At 53.5% G+C, this 22,066-nt stretch carries 21 protein-coding genes; 16 read left to right on the top strand and 5 right to left on the bottom strand.

Features of this window, described 5'->3' with window-relative positions:
• The first annotated feature begins 21 nt into the window (after positions 1-21).
• The gene (locus tag AWR27_RS07195; protein ID WP_077130561.1) at positions 22-876 is read left to right on the top strand and encodes an SDR family oxidoreductase; all 855 of its coding nucleotides are present in this window, start codon (positions 22-24) and stop codon (positions 874-876) included.
• A gap of 7 nt (positions 877-883) precedes the next feature.
• Here AWR27_RS07195 and AWR27_RS07200 read toward each other — a convergent pair whose 3' ends face one another.
• On the bottom strand, positions 884-2,110 hold the full coding sequence (locus tag AWR27_RS07200; RefSeq protein ID WP_077130562.1) for a mandelate racemase/muconate lactonizing enzyme family protein: 1,227 nt from the start codon (positions 2,108-2,110) through the stop codon (positions 884-886).
• 116 nt (positions 2,111-2,226) lie between these two features.
• Here AWR27_RS07200 and AWR27_RS07205 point away from each other — a divergent pair, with 116 nt between their 5' ends.
• Both AWR27_RS07205 and AWR27_RS07210 read left to right on the top strand, forming a co-directional pair.
• On the top strand, positions 2,227-2,865 hold the full coding sequence (locus AWR27_RS07205) for an ABC transporter ATP-binding protein (RefSeq protein ID WP_077130563.1): 639 nt from the start codon (positions 2,227-2,229) through the stop codon (positions 2,863-2,865).
• Positions 2,866-2,872: 7 nt separating this feature from the next.
• The gene (locus tag AWR27_RS07210) at positions 2,873-3,949 is read left to right on the top strand and encodes a hypothetical protein (protein WP_077130564.1); all 1,077 of its coding nucleotides are present in this window, start codon (positions 2,873-2,875) and stop codon (positions 3,947-3,949) included.
• A 7-nt stretch (positions 3,950-3,956) separates the two neighbouring features.
• Here AWR27_RS07210 and AWR27_RS07215 read toward each other — a convergent pair whose 3' ends face one another.
• From AWR27_RS07215 to AWR27_RS07225, 3 genes are all read right to left on the bottom strand, one after another.
• Complete coding sequence (locus tag AWR27_RS07215) at positions 3,957-5,264, bottom strand: aminotransferase class V-fold PLP-dependent enzyme (protein WP_077130565.1); 1,308 nt, start codon at positions 5,262-5,264, stop codon at positions 3,957-3,959.
• A gap of 138 nt (positions 5,265-5,402) precedes the next feature.
• Positions 5,403-6,227 carry a 1,4-dihydroxy-2-naphthoyl-CoA synthase gene (menB, locus tag AWR27_RS07220; RefSeq protein ID WP_077130566.1) on the bottom strand — a complete coding sequence of 275 codons (825 nt, stop codon included), beginning with the start codon at positions 6,225-6,227 and terminating at the stop codon, positions 5,403-5,405.
• A gap of 86 nt (positions 6,228-6,313) precedes the next feature.
• Positions 6,314-6,772 (bottom strand): DUF2452 domain-containing protein, encoded by a 459-nt coding sequence (locus AWR27_RS07225; protein WP_077130567.1) that lies wholly within the window; start codon positions 6,770-6,772, stop codon positions 6,314-6,316.
• Between the two features lie 228 nt (positions 6,773-7,000).
• On the opposite strand from AWR27_RS07225, the gene AWR27_RS07230 reads away from it, so the two are divergent.
• The 13 genes from AWR27_RS07230 to bioB all read left to right on the top strand — a co-directional run bounded on the left by AWR27_RS07230 (position 7,001) and on the right by bioB (position 21,118).
• Positions 7,001-7,453 carry a QcrA and Rieske domain-containing protein gene (locus AWR27_RS07230; RefSeq protein WP_077130568.1) on the top strand — a complete coding sequence of 151 codons (453 nt, stop codon included), beginning with the start codon at positions 7,001-7,003 and terminating at the stop codon, positions 7,451-7,453.
• Between the two features lie 110 nt (positions 7,454-7,563).
• Complete coding sequence (locus AWR27_RS07235) at positions 7,564-8,640, top strand: AMP-binding protein (RefSeq protein WP_077130569.1); 1,077 nt, start codon at positions 7,564-7,566, stop codon at positions 8,638-8,640.
• 48 nt (positions 8,641-8,688) lie between these two features.
• The gene (locus AWR27_RS07240; RefSeq protein WP_077130570.1) at positions 8,689-9,426 is read left to right on the top strand and encodes a hypothetical protein; all 738 of its coding nucleotides are present in this window, start codon (positions 8,689-8,691) and stop codon (positions 9,424-9,426) included.
• A 151-nt stretch (positions 9,427-9,577) separates the two neighbouring features.
• The gene (locus AWR27_RS07245) at positions 9,578-11,035 is read left to right on the top strand and encodes a DEAD/DEAH box helicase (RefSeq protein WP_077133854.1); all 1,458 of its coding nucleotides are present in this window, start codon (positions 9,578-9,580) and stop codon (positions 11,033-11,035) included.
• 55 nt (positions 11,036-11,090) lie between these two features.
• A complete protein-coding gene (locus AWR27_RS07250) occupies positions 11,091-12,068 on the top strand; it encodes an MBL fold metallo-hydrolase (protein ID WP_077130571.1) in 978 nt (325 codons plus the stop codon).
• 53 nt (positions 12,069-12,121) lie between these two features.
• Positions 12,122-12,760, top strand: coding sequence for a ribonuclease H1 domain-containing protein (locus AWR27_RS07255; RefSeq protein WP_077133855.1), 639 nt, complete (start codon positions 12,122-12,124; stop codon positions 12,758-12,760).
• A 120-nt stretch (positions 12,761-12,880) separates the two neighbouring features.
• On the top strand, positions 12,881-13,609 hold the full coding sequence (locus AWR27_RS07260; protein ID WP_335695414.1) for a tRNA1(Val) (adenine(37)-N6)-methyltransferase: 729 nt from the start codon (positions 12,881-12,883) through the stop codon (positions 13,607-13,609).
• Between the two features lie 53 nt (positions 13,610-13,662).
• Positions 13,663-14,661, top strand: coding sequence for a glycosyltransferase family 2 protein (locus AWR27_RS07265; protein WP_077130573.1), 999 nt, complete (start codon positions 13,663-13,665; stop codon positions 14,659-14,661).
• Between the two features lie 186 nt (positions 14,662-14,847).
• Complete coding sequence (locus tag AWR27_RS07270) at positions 14,848-15,459, top strand: inorganic pyrophosphatase (protein WP_077133856.1); 612 nt, start codon at positions 14,848-14,850, stop codon at positions 15,457-15,459.
• Positions 15,460-15,576: 117 nt separating this feature from the next.
• Positions 15,577-17,343 carry a signal peptide peptidase SppA gene (sppA, locus tag AWR27_RS07275; protein ID WP_077130574.1) on the top strand — a complete coding sequence of 589 codons (1,767 nt, stop codon included), beginning with the start codon at positions 15,577-15,579 and terminating at the stop codon, positions 17,341-17,343.
• 97 nt (positions 17,344-17,440) lie between these two features.
• Positions 17,441-18,634, top strand: a complete 1,194-nt coding sequence (locus AWR27_RS07280) for a helix-turn-helix domain-containing protein (RefSeq protein WP_077130575.1) — start codon at positions 17,441-17,443, stop codon at positions 18,632-18,634.
• Positions 18,635-18,710: 76 nt separating this feature from the next.
• On the top strand, positions 18,711-19,910 hold the full coding sequence (locus AWR27_RS07285; RefSeq protein ID WP_083732776.1) for an acyltransferase family protein: 1,200 nt from the start codon (positions 18,711-18,713) through the stop codon (positions 19,908-19,910).
• 212 nt (positions 19,911-20,122) lie between these two features.
• On the top strand, positions 20,123-21,118 hold the full coding sequence (bioB, locus tag AWR27_RS07290) for a biotin synthase BioB (RefSeq protein WP_077130576.1): 996 nt from the start codon (positions 20,123-20,125) through the stop codon (positions 21,116-21,118).
• Between the two features lie 158 nt (positions 21,119-21,276).
• Here the strand turns inward: bioB and AWR27_RS07295 are convergent, their stop codons facing one another.
• A complete protein-coding gene (locus tag AWR27_RS07295) occupies positions 21,277-22,062 on the bottom strand; it encodes a hypothetical protein (RefSeq protein WP_077130577.1) in 786 nt (261 codons plus the stop codon).
• Between the last annotated feature and the right edge of the window lie 4 nt (positions 22,063-22,066).

A 22,066-nucleotide genomic window follows, 5' to 3' on the forward strand; every position in this document is an offset into this window, starting at 1 on the left:
TCACAAACGTACTTTTCAACCATGACTAAATTCGTGTTGATTACAGGGGCTTCGACGGGTATTGGCCGGACAACTGCCATGCGAATGGCGAAACGGGGCTACACAGTTTTCGCTGGCGTCCGAAACGAACGGGACGCGCAGGACCTTCGGAATGAGAACATAGCCACGCTTAGTCCAATCCTGCTTGACGTAAGCAAACAGACCGACATCGAACGCACCGTTTCAGTGTTGCAGCAGGCATGTAGCACTGCCGGTCTGATGGCTCTCATCAACAATGCTGGCATCAATTACGTCGCTCCGTTTGAACTGGCCGACGAGCAGAAAGTGCGTTACCTGATGGAGGTGAATTTCTTTGGCATGATGAACCTCACACGGGCTTTGGTTCCGTTGCTGCAAACTTACGCGCAGACCAGCCAGAAAACGGCCAAAGTCGTTAACGTCGGCTCCATTGGCAGCAAAATTGGGTTGCCGTGGGAGTTCAGTTATCACGCGTCCAAGTTTGCCGTGCTGGGTATGAGTCAGGCGTTGCGGTTTGAACTCGACGCGCTCGGCATTCGGGTGTGCTGCGTAATGCCGGGTGGGATACGAACGCCGTTTTTCGCCAAATCAGGTACAGAAACTCAGCAGACAAAGCAGACACTAATCGGCCCGAACGCTGCCTATTACGAACGAAACATGAGCAAAATGTGGGACGCAGCCCTGCAATTTGAACGTTTTGCCACCCCGCCCGAAACCGTGGCTCAGGCCATTCAGCGATTGGTTGAAAAACGAAACCCACCCCTGCGAAAAGTGATTGGCATAGATGCTAAACTAATCAATTTTCTGGTCTGGGCCAGATGGGAGAATGTTCTGAAAAGTCAGTTTGTAAGCGGTTGACAATCAGTTATCGGCTCAGCACGGTCTCACGTCGGACTACGGCGGGGTGCGTCCAGACATCGGGTTTTACCTCCATGCCGAAGCCGGGCAGGTCGGGCGGGCTGATGGTGCCGTTCTGCGGGCGCAGTGGATTGTTGAGCATCGTAGGCCAGTCGCGCTCGTAAAATCGCTGGCAGCTTTCCTGAATCCAGTTGTTGGGCATAGCCGCCGAGAGGTGCGTAGAGGCATAGAACAGCAGTGGCCCGCCCGCCGTGTGGGGCGCAAACGGCAACTGGTAGGCATCGGCCATCGTCGTGATTTTTCGGGCTTCGGTCAGTCCACCGCACCAGCATACGTCGAACATGATGAACGTAGCCGCCCGCGATTCGAGCAGGGTTTCAAACTGGAGTTTTCCGGCCATGCGCTCGCCAACAGTTAAGGGAATGCCAGTGGCTTCGGCTAACTGGCGGTACTGCGAAAAATTGCCCGGCATGAGCATGTCTTCGAGCCACATGGGTCGGTAAGGTTCCAGTGCTTTGGCGATGCGAATGCCCGCTGTCAGGTTCCAGTACGAATGCAGTTCGATGAGGATGTCGATGTCGTCGCCGAACGCATCGCGCAGAATTCTGACGGGCTTCAGGGCTTCTTCCAGTTCGGCGTGGGTAATAAACTGCCCCCGGTTGCGCTGTGCGGCCCCATCGAAGGGCCAGATTTTTATGGCTTTTACGCCGTAGCCATCGCGTACTTCGCGCATAATCTTGTCGGGGTCGGTCAGAAAGCTGTGTTTATGCGGGAAGCAGGTGTTGTAGAGTCGCACCGCCGGGTTTGCCAGCCCGCCCAGCAGCCGATAAACGGGCGCGTTCAGTGACTTGCCGAGCAAATCCCACAGGGCCAAATCGAGCGCACTCTGGGCGCGAATTTCGGCCCCGCCCGCAATGTTAAAATCGTTGCGCTGGTAAATCTGCCGCCAGAGTCCTTCAATATCACGCGGGTCTTTGCCGATTAAGGCCGGGGCCAGAATGCTGTGAATGGCTTCGGCTTCAAGGCTGTTGCGCGGGTAGGTTTCGCCGATGCCCACCAATCCGGTGTCGGTATGAACGCGGAGCCAGGTCCAGTGCGGCCACCACGGAGCGTCGTTGCGGTCTTTCCAGTAAAAGGTTTCGACTTTAGTAACGCGCATCGGCGGAGCAGCCGCAAAGGAAGAGGCCAGAAACGGCAGAGCAGGCATCAAACCCAGAAAATGGCGACGATTCATACAGAGGAAAGGATTTTTGCCCAAAAGCGCATACCAAACAGGTTTTACTAAATGTGATGAGCGGTTTGGCGCTTTGAACAGGTTGCCGCAGGTTTGCAGCGAAAAAACCAAGCCAATTGCTCACAGTTACAAACCTGATAAAAGCCTACGACGGTCGGCCCGTACTGACCGTGCCAAGTCTGCAGTTGCCGACGGGTATTCATTATTTTCGGGGCAGCAATGGGTCTGGCAAAACCACGTTTTTCCGCACGGTGGCGGGTTTATTGCCCTTCGCCGGGCAAATTACGCTGAACGACCAGTACGAAATCAGCCGCGACCCGGTGGCTTACCGACTGCGGGTAAACTACGCTGAAGCCGAACCGCTGTATCCCGATTTTTTGACACCCCGCGATCTCGCCGGGTTTGTGGGCCAGGCTAAACGCGCTCCGGCGGAGCAGGTCAGCGAACTGGTCGAAGTTCTTGGTATTAATCCCTTCTGGACGCAGCCAACGGGTACGTTTTCGAGTGGAATGCTCAAAAAACTGTCGTTGCTACTGGCGTTTCTGGGCCAGCCCCGCCTGATTCTGCTCGATGAGCCGCTAACGACTTTAGACACGGCTACGGCTTCGCAACTTTTCGGCTTAGTCCGTCAACTCCGCGCCGATCAGGACGTTTCATTCTGCCTGACTTCGCATCAGGACGTTAGCCTGACGGGCCTGCCCCTGACGAGCATCTGGCAGGTGAATGACGGACTTCTTACGGATGTAACGCCCTGATTGTTCTATGCTTGCTGTACTCAATCGAACGCTGGTCTGGCCGTTTTTTACCCGCAATGCCGGAACCTTCGGGGTGGTGTTTTACTTTGCTTTTGGCTTCATGCGCCCGCAGGACCACGAAGCGTTTATCCGGGCGACCCTAAACGCGCCGTTTCTGCTGGCGTTGGTGTTTGCGGGCTGGAGCCTGTACGCAACCCGAACGGTGGCGTTTGTGCGAAAACAACTCAACGCGCCCGAACACCTGTTTCTACAAACGTTCCGGCTGGTTCCGTGGCATTGGCGTGGGCTGCTTTGGGGCTGTATGTTCGTTCAACTGCTGTCGCCTGTTCTTGGTTACGCTGGCTGGCTGGGCGTCAGGGCCGTGCAGATGCGGTCGGTCGGGGCAGGTTGTGCGCTTGTACTGATGCTATTGGCTCTGTTGCTGATGGGTGTTTGGGCGGCAGACGTCCGGCTCCGACGGCCTAATCCCGACACAACGCGGTGGATGCCGAAGCGTACTGTTTCGCTGCCGTATCTGCTGTTTTTTCCGGCCTACTGGCTGCGGCACGAACCGCTGTCGATGCTGTTGACAAAAGCTATATCGGGTGGCTTGCTGCTGGGCGTTTGTCGGCTCTACCCAACCGATGACTACGATGAGCGGCTGCTGCTGATTGGCCTGATGCTGGCCCTTATCACGCACACGCAACTGGCCCGGCAACTCACCGCGTTTGAACGCCGATACCTGCTCCTGCTGCCTAATCTGCCGCTGTCGATGGGGCAGCGTTTGGGGCGTTATACGCTGTTGTATGGCCTGCTCTGGTTGCCCGAACTGCTGATACTACTACGCAACAATCCCGCCGGAGTGCCGACCAGCTACGCGGGCTGGCTTTGGCTGACAGGCTGGGGCTGGCTGCTATTGTTACACGCGCTGGCCTACAGCCGCTCCATCGCGTCCGACTGCTGGCAGACGGCTGTTTTTGCCAGTTTTATTCTGGGTTTATTATTGATTATGTTTGGCTTAGCAGTGGGCGTATGGTTGCTGCTGGGTTGGCTGGGCGCGTGGCTAATCTGGCGCAGGGCTGCTCCCTTTCAAACAAATCTGTAGACCAGCTTTAGCCTTTCCTAATTTGCCCTACCTGTTTGTCAGCCAGGTCGGTAATGGCCGTAACGAGTCGGTCGAGGTCTTTGGGCGTGGTGTATATGTGGGGCGTCACGCGAACGCCACTGATATTCTCCCACACAACCGGCGAGGTATGAATTTTATACTGACCCAGTAACTGACTTTCGACCTCGCCCGGCTTCATGCCGTCGATAGAAAAAAGAGCCAACGCCCCGGCATAGTCAGGTTTGAGCGAAGTATGCACCCGCACGCCCGGCATCGACTGAACGCGCTCGGCCCAGTAATTTTTGAGGTAATGTAGCCGTGCGAACTTCCGCGCCGAACCAATGCCGAGGTGATAATCGACCGCCGTACCAATTGCCATTTCCGACGCAAACGAGCGGGTGCCGAGCGTCTCGAATTTGCGAATATCCGGCCCGTCGGGTTTATCGTTGGAGAGTAAGGCCCACACGTCAGGAATGCGGTCTTTTTTGATGTACAGCATCCCGCTGCCAAAGGGCGCACACAGCCATTTGTGCAGGCTGGTAGCGTAAAAATCACAACCTAAATCAGGGATTTTGTAGTCGAGATGGGCGAACGAATGTGCCCCATCGACAATCACCGCAATACCCCGTTTGCGGGCTTCGTCGGCGATTTTACGAACGGGTAGCACCTGACCAACCCAGTTGATGAGGTGCGTAAGATGTACTACTTTGGTGCGGGGCGTAAAGGCCCGAACAAACTGCTCGACAAAATACTCGTCGGTTTCCTGCGGTAACGCCAGATTCAGAAATACCAGCTTTACACCATCGCGTTTTTCGCGTTGTTTCCAGGCATTGAGCATGTTCGGATAATCCTGCCGGGTCAGCACAACCTCGTCGCCCGCTTTCAGGTTAAGCCCGAAAATTACCGTGTTCAACCCTTCGGTGGCGTTGCGGTTAATGGCGAGTTCGTCGGGCGAGCAACCGGCAAGGTCGGCGAGTTTGCCGCGCAGGGCTTCGCGACCCTGATCCAGAATCCGCCACATATAATACGTAGGCGCTTCGTTGGCATACTGATAAAACCGGATGTGTGCGTCCTGCACCAGTTTCGGCTGCGGACTAACGCCCCCGTTGTTGAGGTTCAGCAGGTTGGGCGATACGGTAAAATCGGTTTTGATACGCGCCCAGAAATCTTCATCCCGCGCCCATTCGGCGGGCGATTTCAGCCCGGCATCGGGCAGTGGCTGCGCGTAGGCATCGGGCAGAAAACCGGGCAGCGCGAACGCCCCCGCAACGGCGGCACCCGACTGGCGAAAAAACGAACGGCGAGAGGTAGGCATAAAACGATACAGGCTTGAGGATGAGCGACGTATCGTAAAGCTATTGATTTTTATGGAATATCGGGCAGATGATGTACCGCTGTTTCGTATTCCGTAAGAGGCTGAATTTATTCAGCCTCTTACGGAATAGCCGGTCTACTACGGAAATTTTGGAAACTTGCTAAAATCAGGTTTTCGCTTTTCCAGAAACGCGTCTTTCCCTTCTTTGGCTTCGTCCGACAGGTAGTACAGCAGCGTAGCATCGCCCGCGAGTTGCTGAATACCGGCCTGCCCGTCGAGTTCGGCGTTGAACGAAGCTTTCAGCATTCGGAGCGCGATGGGGCTTTTTTCGAGCATCTTGCGGCACCACTCAATGGTGGTCTCTTCCAGCTTATCGAGCGGCACTACTTTGTTCACTAAGCCCATGTCGAGAGCTTCCTGCGCGTTGTATTGATCGCAGAGATACCAGATTTCGCGGGCTTTTTTCTGGCCTACAATCCGGGCTAAATAACTGGCACCGAATCCACCATCGAACGAGCCAACTCTGGGGCCGGTTTGCCCAAAGCGGGCGTTGTCGGCGGCAATGCTCAGGTCGCAGACCACGTGCAGCACGTGTCCGCCCCCAATGGCATAACCCGCTACCATTGCTACCACGGGCTTCGGAATCCGGCGAATCTGCATTTGTAGGTCCAGCACGTTCAGGCGGGGCACAGCATCTTCGCCAATATAGCCGCCATGCCCCCGCACCGATTGGTCGCCACCAGAGCAGAACGCTTCACCGCCTTCGCCAGTTAGAATTACCACGCCTACGCGTTCGTCCTGCCGGGCCAGTTCCATCGCTTCCGACATCTCCTTCACGGTCAGGGGCGTAAAGGCGTTGCGCTTGTGTGGACGGTTGATACTGATTTTGGCAATGCCGTCGTAATACGAGAAAATAATCTCCTGATATTCTTTAATCGTCTCCCAGGGGTAGTTGCTTGTCATACAGATTGAATGGTTGACTGATTGAGTGATTGAATGATTGAATGGGGCAGCTTGCGTCAGCATAATTCAATCATTCAACCACTCAATCAGTCAGTATAAGATACATCGTGATACTGCACATCCCACGTGTGGTCGGCCATCATGCGGACGGTGGCAAGGCACCGCTCGAACGGAAATTTGCGGCCCCATTCGGTTGGGCCAACCATCGAGAGGGCGTCCTGACCGTTTTTGCGGGTGTAAAAATAATAGGTATGACCCACCACCGGCTCAAAACTCATCTGGGCCGAATAGATGCGCTCCGACACTTCGACCCGGTGCCGAATGGCTGTGGCCTGCTCGGCCAGCAGTTGCATCTGTTTATACAACTGGCTCAGTTGCATATCGGTCTGTTCGCGCATGGCCGCTACGGCCCGGCCTGTAATTTTGCCTTTGTCTTCAGGGCGAATAACGGCTCCGCCTGCTGTGTGGGCATAAGCCAGCAGCCCCGGTGCTTCGGCTACTTTGTCAGGCGAAATGGGATTAACGAAAACTTTAGCTTCTTCCATGAATATGGGGTTAACCAACGGTAGAGCCGGATTGTTCGGTGCCGCAGAATGCCGAAAAAATGGCATATTTACGGCAGGAAAATGAGAAATTAAAAGTGAATAGTGAAGAATGAGAGATCAATTCTAAAGTAGGGTCAAGGGACTATTGACCGTTCATCGCTCACTATCAACTTTTCATTTTTCACTATTCACTAAAAAATATTGCCTGCAAAAATACAACGAACCGCTATGGAAACCAGCCCTACAACCATTGACCGTCAGGAGTTTTTTCGCCGGGTGGGCACGGGCGTGGGTGCTATCTGGCTCATGCGTTGCCTGGCGGGCTGCTCCAGCGAAGCCAACGGCGACCCCGCTCCCAACGGCGGGCGTAACGTAGATTTCACGCTGAACCTGACCGAAAAAGCCAACGAAATACTGAAAACGAAAGGCGGTTATGTGGTGGTCAACGATATTATTGTCGCCCAAACCAAAGACGGTCAGTTCGTAGCGGTGTCGGCCAATTGTACGCACCAGAACACCCAACTGACTTACCGGCCTATAGAGAACCTGTTTTATTGTCCGCTGCACTTATCGCGTTTCGATGCAACAGGCCGGGTGCTGAATGGCCCCGCAGCCCAGGCTCTGACTGCCTATAAAGTAACGGCTAATCTGGGAGCAAATACGGTACGGATTTTTGAGTGATGAACGATGAACGATGAGTGATGAGTGTTTCTCTTGCGTCAGCAAACTCATCACTCATCACTCATCACTCATCACTCATCACTTATCACTTATCACTTATCACTCCTCCAATGCTTCTCTCAGCGTCTCTGCTTCCCGAACCTGCAACCTCTTATGAAGCTGAAGCTACTGCGTTTTGCCGGGCGTGGCTTGGCGGGCAGGATACGTTTACGCTACACACCTCTGGCTCAACGGGTTCGCCCAAGCCCATTGTACTCACGCGGGCGCAGATGCGGGCGAGCGCACACCTGACCGGCCAAACGCTGGGCCTGCAACCGGGCGATGCCGCGCTGGTGTGCCTGAACGTTCGCTACGTGGCCGGGGTGATGATGCTTGTACGCGGGCTGGAACTGGGCCTGCCAATGACGCTCATCGAACCCACGGGCAACCCACTGGCTGGCTTTTCGGTCGATACGACGTTTGCCTTCACGGCTTTGGTGCCGCTGCAACTACAGGCCATTCTGGAGAATACGCCCGATAAACTGCCGATTCTGAATCGGATGAAAGCGATTCTGGTAGGTGGAGCCGCCACAAGCCCCGCACTTGAACAGGCGTTGCAGGCGATTGACGCGCCGGTCTATGCCACCTATGGTATGACCGAAACCGTGTCGCATATTGCGCTGCGTCGGCTCAACGGTCCTGATCGCAGTGATTTGTTTACGGCTCTCGAAGGCGTTTCGCTTGGCACCGACGAGCGGGGGTGTCTGCATATTACGTCGGCAGTTACCAACTTTGAGCGCGTTCAGACCAATGATGTCGTTGAACGGCTTGATGAAAAGAGATTTCGGTTATTGGGCCGGGCCGATATGGTCATCAACAGTGGTGGCGTGAAGGTGCAGCCGGAGCCGGTCGAGCGGGTTGTGCAGGAGGTGCTGGCCCGTTTCGGGCTGATGCCGCGCCTGTTTGTAGCGGGCCTGCCCGATGAGCGGCTGGGCCAACAGGTTACGGTTATCATTGAGCAGATGTCGATAAACGGCACTCAGTGGGCTGCGATACAGAATGCCGTTCGGGTGCGGCTGGGGCCATACGCCGTGCCGAAAGACTGGCAAATTGTACCGACCTTTGCCGAAACGCCCACCGGCAAAATTGACCACAGGGCAACGATTGACCTGTTGTTTTCTAAAGACTTCCGTAAGCAGGCGAATTAATTCACCCGCTTACGGAACGATGTCCGGCATAATTCATAAACCGCTCCGATGTCTTTTACCTCGCTTCAGATTCGCTTCCAAACGGCCCGGTCGTTGCCCGCGCCCTATGCTTACTTTTATACGCTCGCGGCCAAACCTGCCAACACCGCCGTGCAAATTGACTTCTCCATTACATACCCCGACCGCGACGACATTGACGACGACGAATTGCTGGCCGAAGGATTCACGCGCGACGACGATTTTAGCTGGTCGGGGCAACTGCCCAACGCGTGGTTGCAAACGTTGACCGAATTAATCAGCAAAACCCAATTGAGGGCTGTAGACGAGGATGCATTGGACGAAGATGATGAGTTCTGGGACGTAATGCTCGAACAAAACGGGCAACAGCGTCAAACGGGGCGACCAACCGATACCGACGGCTGGCAATATAGCCTTCAGGAGTTAATACAGGCCATTTACGAGAAAATGGGCCGCGAACGTCCGTTCGAGCTTACGTTTCTGTCGCAGAACGGGCCGAACGACTCGTTTGAACGGCGCGTAACCGCTTCGTTTGCAGATCGTTCGGTATTGATTCGTACAATGCAAAACCAGCGCGATGAAAAAAGCTACCGCCCGTGGTCGGCCCTGAAACGGCTGATGAGCGAAATTTACGCCCACGATTATGACCCCGACGAGTCTCAGCCCAAACGACCCCGGCAACCCGGCCAATGGTTAAACCTTGGCACCGACGAATGGTATGAGATCAGTGACAAAAAGAAGATCGCTGAACTGCTGATGCGACTGTAAACTGAACTATTTTTAGTTTATATTTGCTCTAAATCAAGCGGTTTGCTGACCGGAGAAACAGGGTCAGCGTTTTTTACCACCAACACAAGCTGACACGTTGATATTCTCTGAATTTAATCTGCACGACGACCTGCTGGCCGGTGTAGACGCCATGAACTACCTGAAGGCTACGCCCATTCAGGAGTTGGCTATCCCCAAAATCCTCGAAGGTAAAGACCTCATCGCCAGTGCCCAAACCGGCACCGGCAAAACAGCGGCCTACCTGATTCCGCTCCTCGACCGCATCTCGCACGCCGACCACGATCATACCAGTACGCTCATTCTGGTGCCTACCCGCGAACTCGCCAAGCAAATCGACGAACAGGTCGAAGGCTTTGGCTATTTTGTATCGGCTACCAGCATCGCTATTTACGGCGGAGGCAAAGGCGACGACTGGGACAAGCAGCGCAAAGCTCTCGAAACCGGAGCCGACATTATTATTGCTACCCCCGGCAGGCTGATTGCACACATGCAGCTCGGCTATGTCAAATTCAATAAAATCGACTATCTCGTACTCGATGAGGCCGACAAGATGCTCGATATGGGCTTTTCGGACGACATCCTGAATATTGTTGACAAAATTCCGGCCAAGCGGCAGACGCTGCTGTTCTCGGCTACAATGCCCAATAAAATTCGCGAATTTGCCAGGCGCATTCTGACTGATCCCGAAGAAATTCGGCTGGCCGTATCGAAACCGGCGGCTGGTATCGATCAGCAGTTTTACATGGCTTTCGAGAATCAGAAATTGCCCTTACTGGCTCATTTGATCAAAAATAGCTCGAAGCCGGTGCAGAGCATGGTGCTGTTTACGTCCAAAAAAGCCGAAGTCAACAGCATTGTGCGGACATTGAGTAAACTTGGTTATGAAGCACGCGGCATCAGTTCCGACCTCGAACAGGACGCCCGCGAGGTAGTACTGCGCGATTTCAAAAATAAACAATTCCCGATTTTAGTTGCGACCGACGTGCTCTCACGCGGTATCGACATCGACAACCTGACGCACGTTGTTAACTACGATACTCCCCGCGACGCCGAAGATTACGTTCACCGCATTGGCCGCACAGCGCGGGCGTCGACCACCGGCACGGCTATTACGTTTATCAGCGATCAGGATCAGAATCGTATTGTTGCTATTGAGCGGCTGATCGAGCGCGAAATTGAAAAACAATCGCTGACCGAAGAACTCGGTATGGGCAAAGCCCCGGAGTATGACCCGAAACGATTCGGTCGGCGACGGGAGCAGAATTGGGGCCGCAACGACCGGCGGGGCGATGGAAAGCCACGTGCCCAACAACCCCGCCCCGAAGCCGCAAACGAGACCGAATCTGGCGAAAAACGGGAAGGTAAAAATAACCGCAACAAACGCCGTCGCGATGGTAAGCCCCGTCCGCAGGGTGTTGCAGTCGAGGGCGAAATTCCAGCGGTAGTGACTGCCGGTGCTGCAACGGTGGTGGTAAACGCTGACGACGGACAGGCAACCGACAAGCCTAAACGCCGGAAAAAGCGTCGGCGCGGGCCGCGTGGCGAAGAGCAGCCGGCAACTGCGCCCGTACCGGTAGGGCAGGAGTAGGTTTCAAACAATCTACTGGCTGTGTAGGTTGAACGGCTAACCAAACTCGACGCAGATGGAAAGCCAATTTGAAACCGACGTTCCGATCTATCATGATCCTGTTGCAACTCCGCCCCAATCGCCCTACGATGTAACCCACGACGTGGCGGGGCTAAGAACCTTATTTGTTAATGTATTTTTTATTGGTACGCCCGGCTCCGGTAATCCGTGGGTGCTGGTCGATGCAGGTTTAGCCGGGTACACCGGGCAAATTCGCCGGAGAGCCGAACACTTGTTTGGCACCAACAATCCGCCAAAAGCCATTGTGCTGACCCACGGTCATGCCGACCATACGGGTTCGCTGCGGAGCCTGCTGAAACAGTGGAATGCCCCTGTATATGCCCACAAACTTGAACTGCCTTACCTAACCGGCAAGTCGAGCTACCCACCACCCGATCCGGCCATTGGTGGAGGCTTGATGGCGTACATTTCGTTTATTTTCCCCATTGGTCCCGATGACTTTGGCGACCATATTCGGGCTATTCCCGATAATGGGGAGATACCTGAACTGCTTGGCTGGCAGGTGATTCATACGCCGGGCCATGCACCGGGCCACGTTTCCCTCTTTCGCGAAACCGACCGGACACTGATTGCGGGCGATGCGTTCGTAACAACCAATCAGAATTCAGCACTGGCGGTAGCGCAGCAAAAAGAGGAATTTCATGGACCACCCGCCTATTTCACCTGCGACTGGGAAGCCGCCCGGCAGTCGGTTGAGCGATTGGCAACACTGAATCCACTGGCTGTTGGCACAGGGCATGGCGTGTCGGTGCGGGGCTACGAACTGCAAATCAAGCTCAACCACTTAGCCGAACATTTTGACGAACAGTCGATTCCGTCGGAAGGTCGTTATGTGAAGCAGCCGGCCCGAACCGACGAGACCGGCATTGTCGATATGCCCGCGCCGACTTCATTCCATGTAGCCCGCGCACTCGGCTGGGGACTGCTGGCGGGCGTTCTGGCCTACGCGCTATGGCCGAAGTCTGACGAGTAGCGTACTTTCTCTAAGCCATGATTCGTACCTTTGCCCGTAAAGCAGTACGAATCATGGCTCAGAAAAAGCCGAAATTTTACGTTGTCTGGCAGGGTCGGAAACCCGGTGTATACGACAGTTGGGACGATGCCAAAGCCCAAACCGATGGGTTTGCCAAACCGTTATTCAAATCGTTCGATACTAAGGCAGCGGCCCTGAAAGCCTTTGGCGAAAAACCGCATCTGCACGTTGGGAAACCCACAAAGCCCGCTGCCAAACAAACCAAAATCGACGGATTGGTAGGCTCTCCCAATCCAGACAGTTTAGTAGTCGATGCGGCCTGGAACACCGCCACTGGCGATATGGAGTACCAGGGCATCTATTTAGCAACGGGCCAAAAACTGTTTTTGAAAGGACCATACCCCGACGGCACCAACAACATCGGCGAGTTTCTGGCAATTGTTCATGCACTGGCTTTGCTGCACCAGAAAGGCAGCAACATACCCGTTTATTCCGACTCGAAAACGGCTATCGGCTGGGTCAAAAAAAAGAAAGCCAACACCAAACTCGAAGAAACAGCCCGCAACGCCGAACTCTTCGACCTGCTCGACCGCGCCGAAACGTGGCTCCAGACCCATCGCTACGCCAACCCGGTGCTGAAATGGGAAACTACCGTATGGGGCGAAAATCCCGCTGATTTCGGCAGAAAATGAGCCATCAGCACCAGGATTAACCAAGATTTGCGAGATTATTACAAGATGCTACGCTTCGCTTACCTAAATTTTCATTTAATAAACAAGCGAAGCGTAGCATCTTGTTTAATCGTATAAATCGTGGCTAATCCTGGTTCTTTTTTCTCCTTCAAACAATTCACCATTCAGCAAGACCGCACGGCAATGAAGGTTTGTACCGATGCCTGTGTGCTGGGTGCATACGCTGATGTAGGTTCAGGTGCCGAATCCAGAGCAGAGCGTGTCCTTGACATTGGTACAGGAACGGGGCTGCTCGCACTCATGGCCGCCCAACGCAAGCCAACGACGCAGGTCGACGCGGTGGAGATTGATGATGAAGCATTTCGGCAAGCCGTTGATAATGTGGCGCATAGTCCGTTTGCCGGGCGCGTTCGGGTTTGGCACGGGCCGATACAATCGTTTGACGGTGAGCCATACGACCGTATTCTAACGAACCCGCCGTTCTACACAAACCATCTACGTTCGCCCGATGCCGCCGTAAACCGTGCTTTACACACCGGAGAGCTACCTTTTACGGACCTGCTGACGGCTGTAAGTCGATTGCTCCGGCGCGATGGGCAATGGTGGGTGTTGCTACCGCCCTATGAAGCCGGGCTGCTGAGCAAGATGGCGCAGACGTATGGGCTGCGTCCGTTTCGGCGGCTGTATCTCCGGCACAACACGCACAAACCCCCGTTTCGGGTCATTACGGGCTTTGGATACGGGCCGGAAACTGCGACCGACGAAACGCTGTTCATTTATGAAATCGATAACCGGACATACACACCCGCATTTCGGGCGTTGTTGCAGGATTTTTACCTGATTTTCTGAAAACTCTGCGACCTTTGTGTCATTCAACGCAGCCTAATGCGTTTATTTATCAAATGACTGCATCGCTTCAACTGACTGTTCTGATTCCGCTTTACAACGAAGAAGAATCGCTGCCCGAACTGCACGACTGGATTGTGCGGGTAGTAACTGAACAGCGGTTTTCATACGAAATTTTATTTGTTGACGACGGCAGCACCGACGATTCATGGGCGGTGGTTGAGCAACTGGCTGGCGTGAATCCGCACGTGCGCGGCATTCGGTTTAACCGCAATTACGGCAAAACGGCGGCTCTACAGGCAGGGTTTACGGCAGCACAGGGCGGTGTCATCATTACCATGGACGCCGATTTGCAGGACAGCCCCGACGAAATCCCCGAACTTTACCGGATGATCGTTGACGACCGGTACGACCTTGTGTCGGGCTGGAAACAGAAACGCTACGACCCCATTACCAAAACGCTGCCAACCAAACTGTTCAACGCCGTATCGCGCTGGATTTCGGGCGTGCAGCTTCACGATTTCAACTGCGGCCTGAAAGCGTACCGACAGAAAGTAGTCAAAACCATTGCCCCCGGCCTGTATGGCGACATGCACCGAAATTTGCCGATTGTAGCCAACTGGAACGGTTTTTCGAAGATTGGTGAGAAGGTAGTTCAACACCGTGCCCGCAAATATGGCACCACTAAGTTCGGGCTGGAACGATTCGTCAATGGCTTTCTCGACGTGTTGGTGATTGCCTTTGTGAATAAGTTTGGCAAACGACCCATGCACTTCTTCGGCACCTTCGGCACACTGTCGTTTTTTATTGGCACAGTGCTGGCCGTTTGGATCATTGTTGAAAAACTGGTCAATATTTCGCAGGGTGTCAAGTTTCGTAATGCCACCGATAACCCGCTGTTTTATTTCGGTTTAGTGGCGATTATTCTGGGCGTGCAGCTTTTTCTGGCCGGTTTTCTGGGCGAGTTGCTGGTGCGTCAGAGCCTTGTCAAAAGTGCCGATTCGCAAATTGCTGAGCGAATTGGGTTTACGGAAACGGCCCGTTTCCTCGGTTAAACCAAACGACTGTGTTTTTTGCGTAGCTTTGCCGTGGATTTTACACCGTTCCGCCCGCTACTGGTCTGGCTTTGCCACCCATCGGCAGGCGGAATGTTTGTTTTTGTGTCTCGGCAAACACCGAATTTTCTAATTTTTTCTCAAAATTGTATGCAGGCATTTTTTGCGCCAACCGAACTCGATCTTATGGCAAAGACCCCTTCCAAAGCTCACCCCTGGCACGGTATCTCGCCAGGCGATAATGCTCCTGATATTATCACTGCTTTCATCGAAATTGTGCCGACTGATACCGTTAAGTACGAAATCGATAAAGAGTCGGGATATCTGAAAATCGACCGGCCTCAGCAGTATTCCAACATTATTCCGGCTCTGTACGGCTTCGTGCCACGCACCTACTGTGGCGACCGCATTGCCCGGCTGGCCTCGGAACGGTCGGGACGGTTTATCGAAATGGGCGATGGCGACCCACTCGACATTTGTGTATTGACCGAACGCGAAATCACCCACGGCGACATTCTGTTGCAGGCGGTGCCCATCGGTGGTTTCCGGCTGATCGACAAGGGCGAAGCCGACGACAAAATTATTGCCGTACTGAAAGGCGACGCCATGTACGGCCAATACAAAGACCTGAGCGAACTACCCGAAGCGGTGGTGAAACGCCTGCGTCACTACTTCCTGACTTATAAGAACTTGCCCGGCGAACCGGCTTTGATGGAACTGGCAAACGTGTACGGACGCGACGAAGCCTGCGAAGTCATTCAAACGTCGATGGATGATTACGCCGACATGCCCGCGTAGCGTTTTTCTACCATTTATCCCCCAAAATACGCACTCAACATTTTTCCGGTTATCGGGAAAACTGGGTGCGTATTTTTGTTTATTGCGTATTTGGATTTATTAACCTACTAAGCAACTATGCTACAGTTTTTTAAATATGTGCTGGCTACAATTGTTGGGCTGCTGCTGTTCTCATTTGTGGGCTTCCTGCTCCTGATCGGTCTGACAGCGGCCCTGTCGTCGTCGGCTGACACGAAGGTAGATGTCAAAGAAAATTCGGTGCTGAAACTAAACCTCGACAAGCCCATTCAGGAACGCAGTACCGAAAATCCGTTCGAGGGTTTTGGACCGGTAAGCGGCTCGGGTAGTGCGCTCGGCCTGATCGAGATCAAACAGGCGTTGAAAGCCGCTAAAGACGATGATAATATCGAAGGCATTTATCTCCAGGCCGAAGAAATACAGGCGGGCTGGGCCACCATCGAAGAAATCCGTAACGCGCTGATCGACTTCAAACAATCGAAAAAATTTGTGTATGCCTACGCCGAAACCATGTCGGAGAAGGGCTATTACGTGGCGTCGGTGGCCGATAAAATTTACCTGAACCCGGCGGGCGGCATGGAGTGGAACGGCCTGAACGCTGAACTGATGTTCTTCAAAGGAACCCTCGACAAACTGGGCCTGAAACCCGAAATCTTCAAAGTCGGCGATTTCAAAAGTGCCGTAGAACCGTTTGTGCGCGAAAACATGAGCGATCCTAATCGACTCCAGGTCAGTTCGTTCCTGAATTCGATCAACGACCACATGCTCGTGAAGGTGGCCCAAACACGCGGGCTGCGCGTAGATTCGCTGAAACGCTATGCCGACAACCTGACGATTCAGAAACCTGCCGATGCACTGCGGGCCAAACTGATTACGAACGTAGGTTATCAGGATGAACTGGAAAGCCTGATTAAGAAACAGTTGGATCTGGACGAGAAAAAGAAAATCAGCTACATCTCGCTCGGTAAGTACGGGAAATCCGCAAAAGATGATGAGGGTGAATCGAGCAAAAACCGAATCGCTGTCATCATAGCTTCGGGCGACATCAGTACGGGCAAAAGTGGGGAAGAAAGCATTGGCTCCGAAACAGTTGCCGAAGAAATCCGGAAGGCACGTTTAGATGATAAAGTGAAAGCCATTGTGTTGCGGGTTAATTCGGGTGGGGGCAGTGCGCTGGCCTCAGACGTGATGTACCGCGAGGTCGAGCTGGCGAAAAAAGCCAAACCCGTGATTGGCTCCATGTCCGATTATGCCGCTTCGGGTGGGTATTACATGCTTATGGGCTGCAACAAAATCGTGGCACAGCCCAACACCATTACGGGTTCGATTGGCGTGTTTGCGCTCTTGTTCAACACCGAAACATTCTTCAAAGATAAACTCGGCGTGACCTACGACCGGGTCAAAACCAACGTCAATTCCGATTTCCCGGCGTTGACGCACGAAATGACGCCGTTTCAGAAGCAGGTGTTGCAACGTAGTACCGAAAAGATTTATGCCGACTTCACGACCAAAGCCGCTGCCGGTCGGAAATTGCCGGTCGATAGTATCCGGGCCATTGCTGGCGGGCGCGTCTGGACGGGTTCGCAGGGTAAAGCCATCGGACTAGTCGATCAGTTAGGTGGGCTGGACGATGCCATCAAACTGGCGGCTCAGTCGGCTAAGTTGAAAGAGGGCGATTATAAACTGAAATATCAGCCGCGCAAAAAGCCGTTTTTTGAGCAACTGATGGCTTCGTTTGGCGGTGATGAAGAAGCCCGAATTTCGGCTCAACTCGGCGAACTGGCTCCGTATGTAGCGTATCTGAAAAAGGTCAAAACAATGGAGGGTGTGCAGATGCGCCTGCCGTTCCAGGTCGAGATTCGATAAAATAGTTTGGTTTGCAATGCTTAGACCTGAACGGGCATCAACGTCGTTCAGGTCTTTTTTGTGTATTTTGCGATTGTACCATGTAGCCTGAAGGCTTATGAAAATCCTGCCACCGCAGTTGGATGTATTCGCGCTGATTATGCTGCTGGGCGTGGCCCAGGGAATATTTTTAGGTATATTTTTCCTGACGGGCGAACGTGGGCGGACGGTAGCAAATCGCTGTTTGGGCTGGTTTATGCTGGCGATCTCGGCTGTAACAGCCGAAATTTTTCTGGGCTATACCAACTACATGTTCCGGGTGCTGTGGTTAGTCGACTTTTCGGAGCAATTCAATTTTCTGGTAGGGCCGCTGTTTTATTTTTTCGTGTACGCCCGGCTGTACGACCAATTACCAAAGCGGTGGGTATGGCATCTGGTGCCATTTAGCCTCTGGTGCCTGAATGCTATTACCTGGTTTTATCAACCTGTCGAGTTTAAGTACAATGCATATATTTCAGCCTATCATCCTGAATTATCATTTGTTCGCTTTAATGAATATATACCCCACGATTTTACGGAATTACGTGATTATGTGAGTGAGCTAACACTGTTAAGTTGTTTCATATACAGTATGTTATCGATGGTGGCTGTTTGGCAGGCTTACCGGCAGGCAGGCAGGACTCTGGGCCAGTTTGTATCGGTTCAACTTACCCAGCTTCGGAATCTGGCGATATTGAACCTGACGTTTCCACTGTTGATTGTTGTCGTTAAACCGCAGTTTGAAGAAGACCTGGGCGATTATATTCTGGCCTGTTACGTAACGGTTCTTATCTATACGACCTGTTTTTTAGTTATGCGCGGCTCCGATTTTTTTCGGACGGCCCCCATGCCTGCTCTGGTTGCAGACGAATCAACGCCGACCGTCGAGCCAAAGAGAAAATACGAAAAATCGGCTCTGTCGGAAGAACTGGAAGAGGCTGTATTAATCCGACTGGCCCGGCTGCTCGATACTGAGAAACCGTATCTGCAAGCCGATCTCTCCTTGCCCAAACTGGCCGAACGGCTGCAAACCAGCCCGCACCACCTCTCGCAACTGCTCAACGACCGGTTGGGGCAAAGCTTTTTCGACTGGCTGGCCGCGCATCGTATCGCCGAAGCGCAACAGCTACTTAATAACTCCGCAACAGCGCACCTGAAAATTGATGAGATCGCCGAGCGGGTAGGCTACAATTCGCCGTCGGCGTTTCACACCGCTTTCAAGCGCATTACCGGTCAAACTCCGGCTCAGTTTCGTGCGTCCCTATCGGCGTGAACTTCGTAGTTGTCGGCAGATAGGGCGTTGAACACGGTTGCAGGCCAGTTTTGTCGCATCGAACAACCAACCGATTATGCAACCCGATCAACACGCAACTACAGCCGGTTCCTTGCCGCCTGTTGTCAACCAACTTCCTGCCCGCCGGTACGATCTCGACTGGCTGCGGGTGGGTGCTATTCTGATTCTACTGTTCTACCACACCGGCATGATCTACGTGTCGTGGGGCTGGCACATCAAAAGCACCGAACACAGCCAGCCGATGGAGGAAGTAATGCGATGGCTGCACCGCTGGCGGATGCCGCTGCTATTTTTTATTTCAGGGGCCGGTACGTATTTCGCCCTTCGGAAACGCAGCTACGGTGGCTATGCGGGCGAGCGCGTTCGGCGACTGTTTGTGCCGTTAGTGTTCGGGATGTTTGTTATCGTGCCGCCCCAAATTTATATCGAGTGGTTGTTTCGGGGACGGTTTTCAGGCAATTACGCCGAATTTTACCCAAACGTTTTTGGTTTTGAACCTTACCACGATGGTGGTACGGGCGGGGCCTTTAGCTGGCACCATTTGTGGTTTGTGTGTTACCTGTTTTTCTATTCATTGCTGAGCATTCCCGTGTTTCGCTGGCTCCGAACCAGTGCCGGACAGCGATTTACTGACCGAGTAGGGCGGCTACTGGCCCGGCCCGGTGGGGCTATGTGGCTGGTGGGCCTGCTGTGGCTGAACGACGTGGCACTGGGCAGTTTTTTTCCCAATGAAACCCACGCCCTCATCAACGACTGGGCCTACTTCATGAAAAACCTGATTATTTTCTGGTTAGGCTACCTGCTCATCAGCCGACGCGACTTCTGGCAAATCATTGCCGATCAGCGACGATTTTTTCTGGCCGGAACCCTCATTTGTACGTTGTTTCTCTACGGTTCGCGGGCCATGCTGACCGAAGAGGCCATCGACGGTTCGACTCTGATAAGAACCTTGTATAGTTTCAACAGTCTGGGCCTGACGTGGTTTTCGGTGCTGGCAACGGTGGCCTACGGTTATCGGTATCTGAACGTAAACCGGCCCATTTTGCCGTACCTGAACGAAGCCGTGTACCCGTTTTACATCCTGCACCAAACCGTTATTGTTGTTGTTGGGTACTACGTGCTGACGCGCACCGGGCTGGGTGTTTACAGCGGTTTCTTGACAGTAAGTTTCGGTTCGCTGGCGGTGTGTATTGCAATTTATTGGCTGCTGATCAGGCCGTTCTGGCTAACGCGGCTGCTGTTTGGCATGAAATAAATTAACGGCTCCAACGCAACCGTTTGGCCCTGATTTACGTATATGAGCAATAAACCAGCAATGGTTGCTACCAACCTATGATGGTGGCCGCAGAACGATGATTGGGCATCGCGTCTGCGGCTTTTTTGCGTTCCTTTTCAGCCAAAAAATTGCTTCGCCCCGCTCAATTTCCGACTTTTGACAATATAAATTCGTAATTCGTAAATCAACCCATGTTGCGTACCGACTGGACCCGCGCCGAAATCGCCGATATTTATAACGCTCCCGTACTGGACCTGATTTATCAGGCCGCTACCGTTCATCGCCAACACCACGACCCGCAGGAGGTGCAGGTTTGTACGTTGCTGTCGGTTAAAACGGGTGGTTGCCCCGAAGACTGTGCCTACTGCCCGCAGGCGGCCCGCTATCACACCGACGTAAAGGTGCACAAACTGATGGAGGTTGATGAAGTGCTGACAGCCGCTCAACATGCCAAAGACAGCGGCAGTACGCGCTTTTGCATGGGCGCGGCCTGGCGCGAAGTGCGCGACAACCGTGATTTCGATAAGGTTCTCGACATGGTGCAGGGCGTAAATGCAATGGGCCTCGAAGTCTGCTGCACGCTCGGTATGCTTACCGAAAGTCAGGCGGAGAAGTTGAAAAACGCCGGGCTTTACGCCTATAACCATAACCTCGATACGAGCGAAGAATTTTACGGCGACATCATCACCACCCGCACCTACGACGACCGTTTAGACACCATCAACCACGCCCGTAAAGCTGGTATTTCGGTTTGTTCAGGCGGCATCATCGGTATGGGTGAATCGGATGGCGACCGGATTGGTATGTTGCACACGCTGGCAACGCTGCCCCAACACCCGGAGTCGGTGCCGGTCAACGCGCTCGTGCCGGTAGAAGGAACGCCGTTGGAAGAGCAGCCGCGTGTGTCGGTCTGGGAAATGGTTCGGATGATTGCTACGGCGCGGATTATTATGCCGAAAGCGATGGTGCGGCTCTCTGCCGGGCGCGTTCGGATGACCACCGAAGAGCAGGCATTATGCTTTCTGGCCGGGGCCAACTCGATCTTCGCGGGCGACAAACTGCTGACAACGCCGAACCCTGCCGAAGACGCTGATCAGCAGTTATTCCAAACGCTCAACATCCGCCCGCGCAAAGCCTTTAAAGACGCCGAAAAACCTTCCGTTGTGTTCGAGCAAATACCAATGTAGTTGCACCAGATTTTACGTACAGGCAAATAGTTTATAACACAGAGATACGCTAAGGAGAAAGAGATACACGGAGATTTTGTTGCTATTAGCCTCCGTGTATCTCTTTCCCCTTAGCGTATCTCTGTGTAACAATAGTATGCAGTGCCTGAATAACTGCATTACGCCGACGCGTCTTCAATAAAGTGCGACAGCACCAGATTGGCGAGGTCGGCGGCTTTTTTCTGTCGCTGCTGTTCCGTACCCTTCATCTGCACCGTGATCGACAGGATGTGATTGTTATAGAGCACGTGTAGTGCCTGTTTGGTGGGGTCCCAAACGGCTTTATCGCCTACGTTCGGCATGGCAACAAACCGGCCCGCGCTCACAACGGGTTTAGTAAACTGCGTAGCTACCGGTGTTATGCCTGATACGGAGTTCGATGAGTCGTTGTTGGCCGTAGCATCCTCGTCAGCATCGGCAGCGGCCCCGCCTTCGGGTTCAATGGCTGGCCGTTCGGCACCCGTTCCTGCTGGTTCAGGCCCGCTCAGAGCCGGTTTCTGATTGGCTTCGCCCGATTGTCCTGACACCTGCCCGGCTCCACCCTGATAGTTTTTGTCGAAGTTATATTCGGCATGGTAAATTGATGGATAGGGGCGGGGGCCACCCAGGGCAAGACTTACTGTGCCGCCCGACCATTTGAACTGACAACCAGTCTGAGAATCCAATACGGTGAGTTCGTCGGTGGGCTTGATATCGAACATCTCCTGAATCAGCCCCTCATTCAATTGGTTACAGATTTCATCGTAGCCGAGCCGCTGGTCGGTGCTAAGTTGCCAGACGCCCGTTACCTCTTTCGCCAGAATTTTGCTGCCCGTACCGGCGGCATCGTTGGCATCGTCGTTTTCGTGCTGACCACAGGCCATCAAACAAAAAGGCAGGGCCAAAAAAAGCAATTTGGTTTTCATAAGA

The sequence above is a fragment of the Spirosoma montaniterrae genome, assembly GCF_001988955.1.
Taxonomy (GTDB): domain Bacteria; phylum Bacteroidota; class Bacteroidia; order Cytophagales; family Spirosomataceae; genus Spirosoma; species Spirosoma montaniterrae.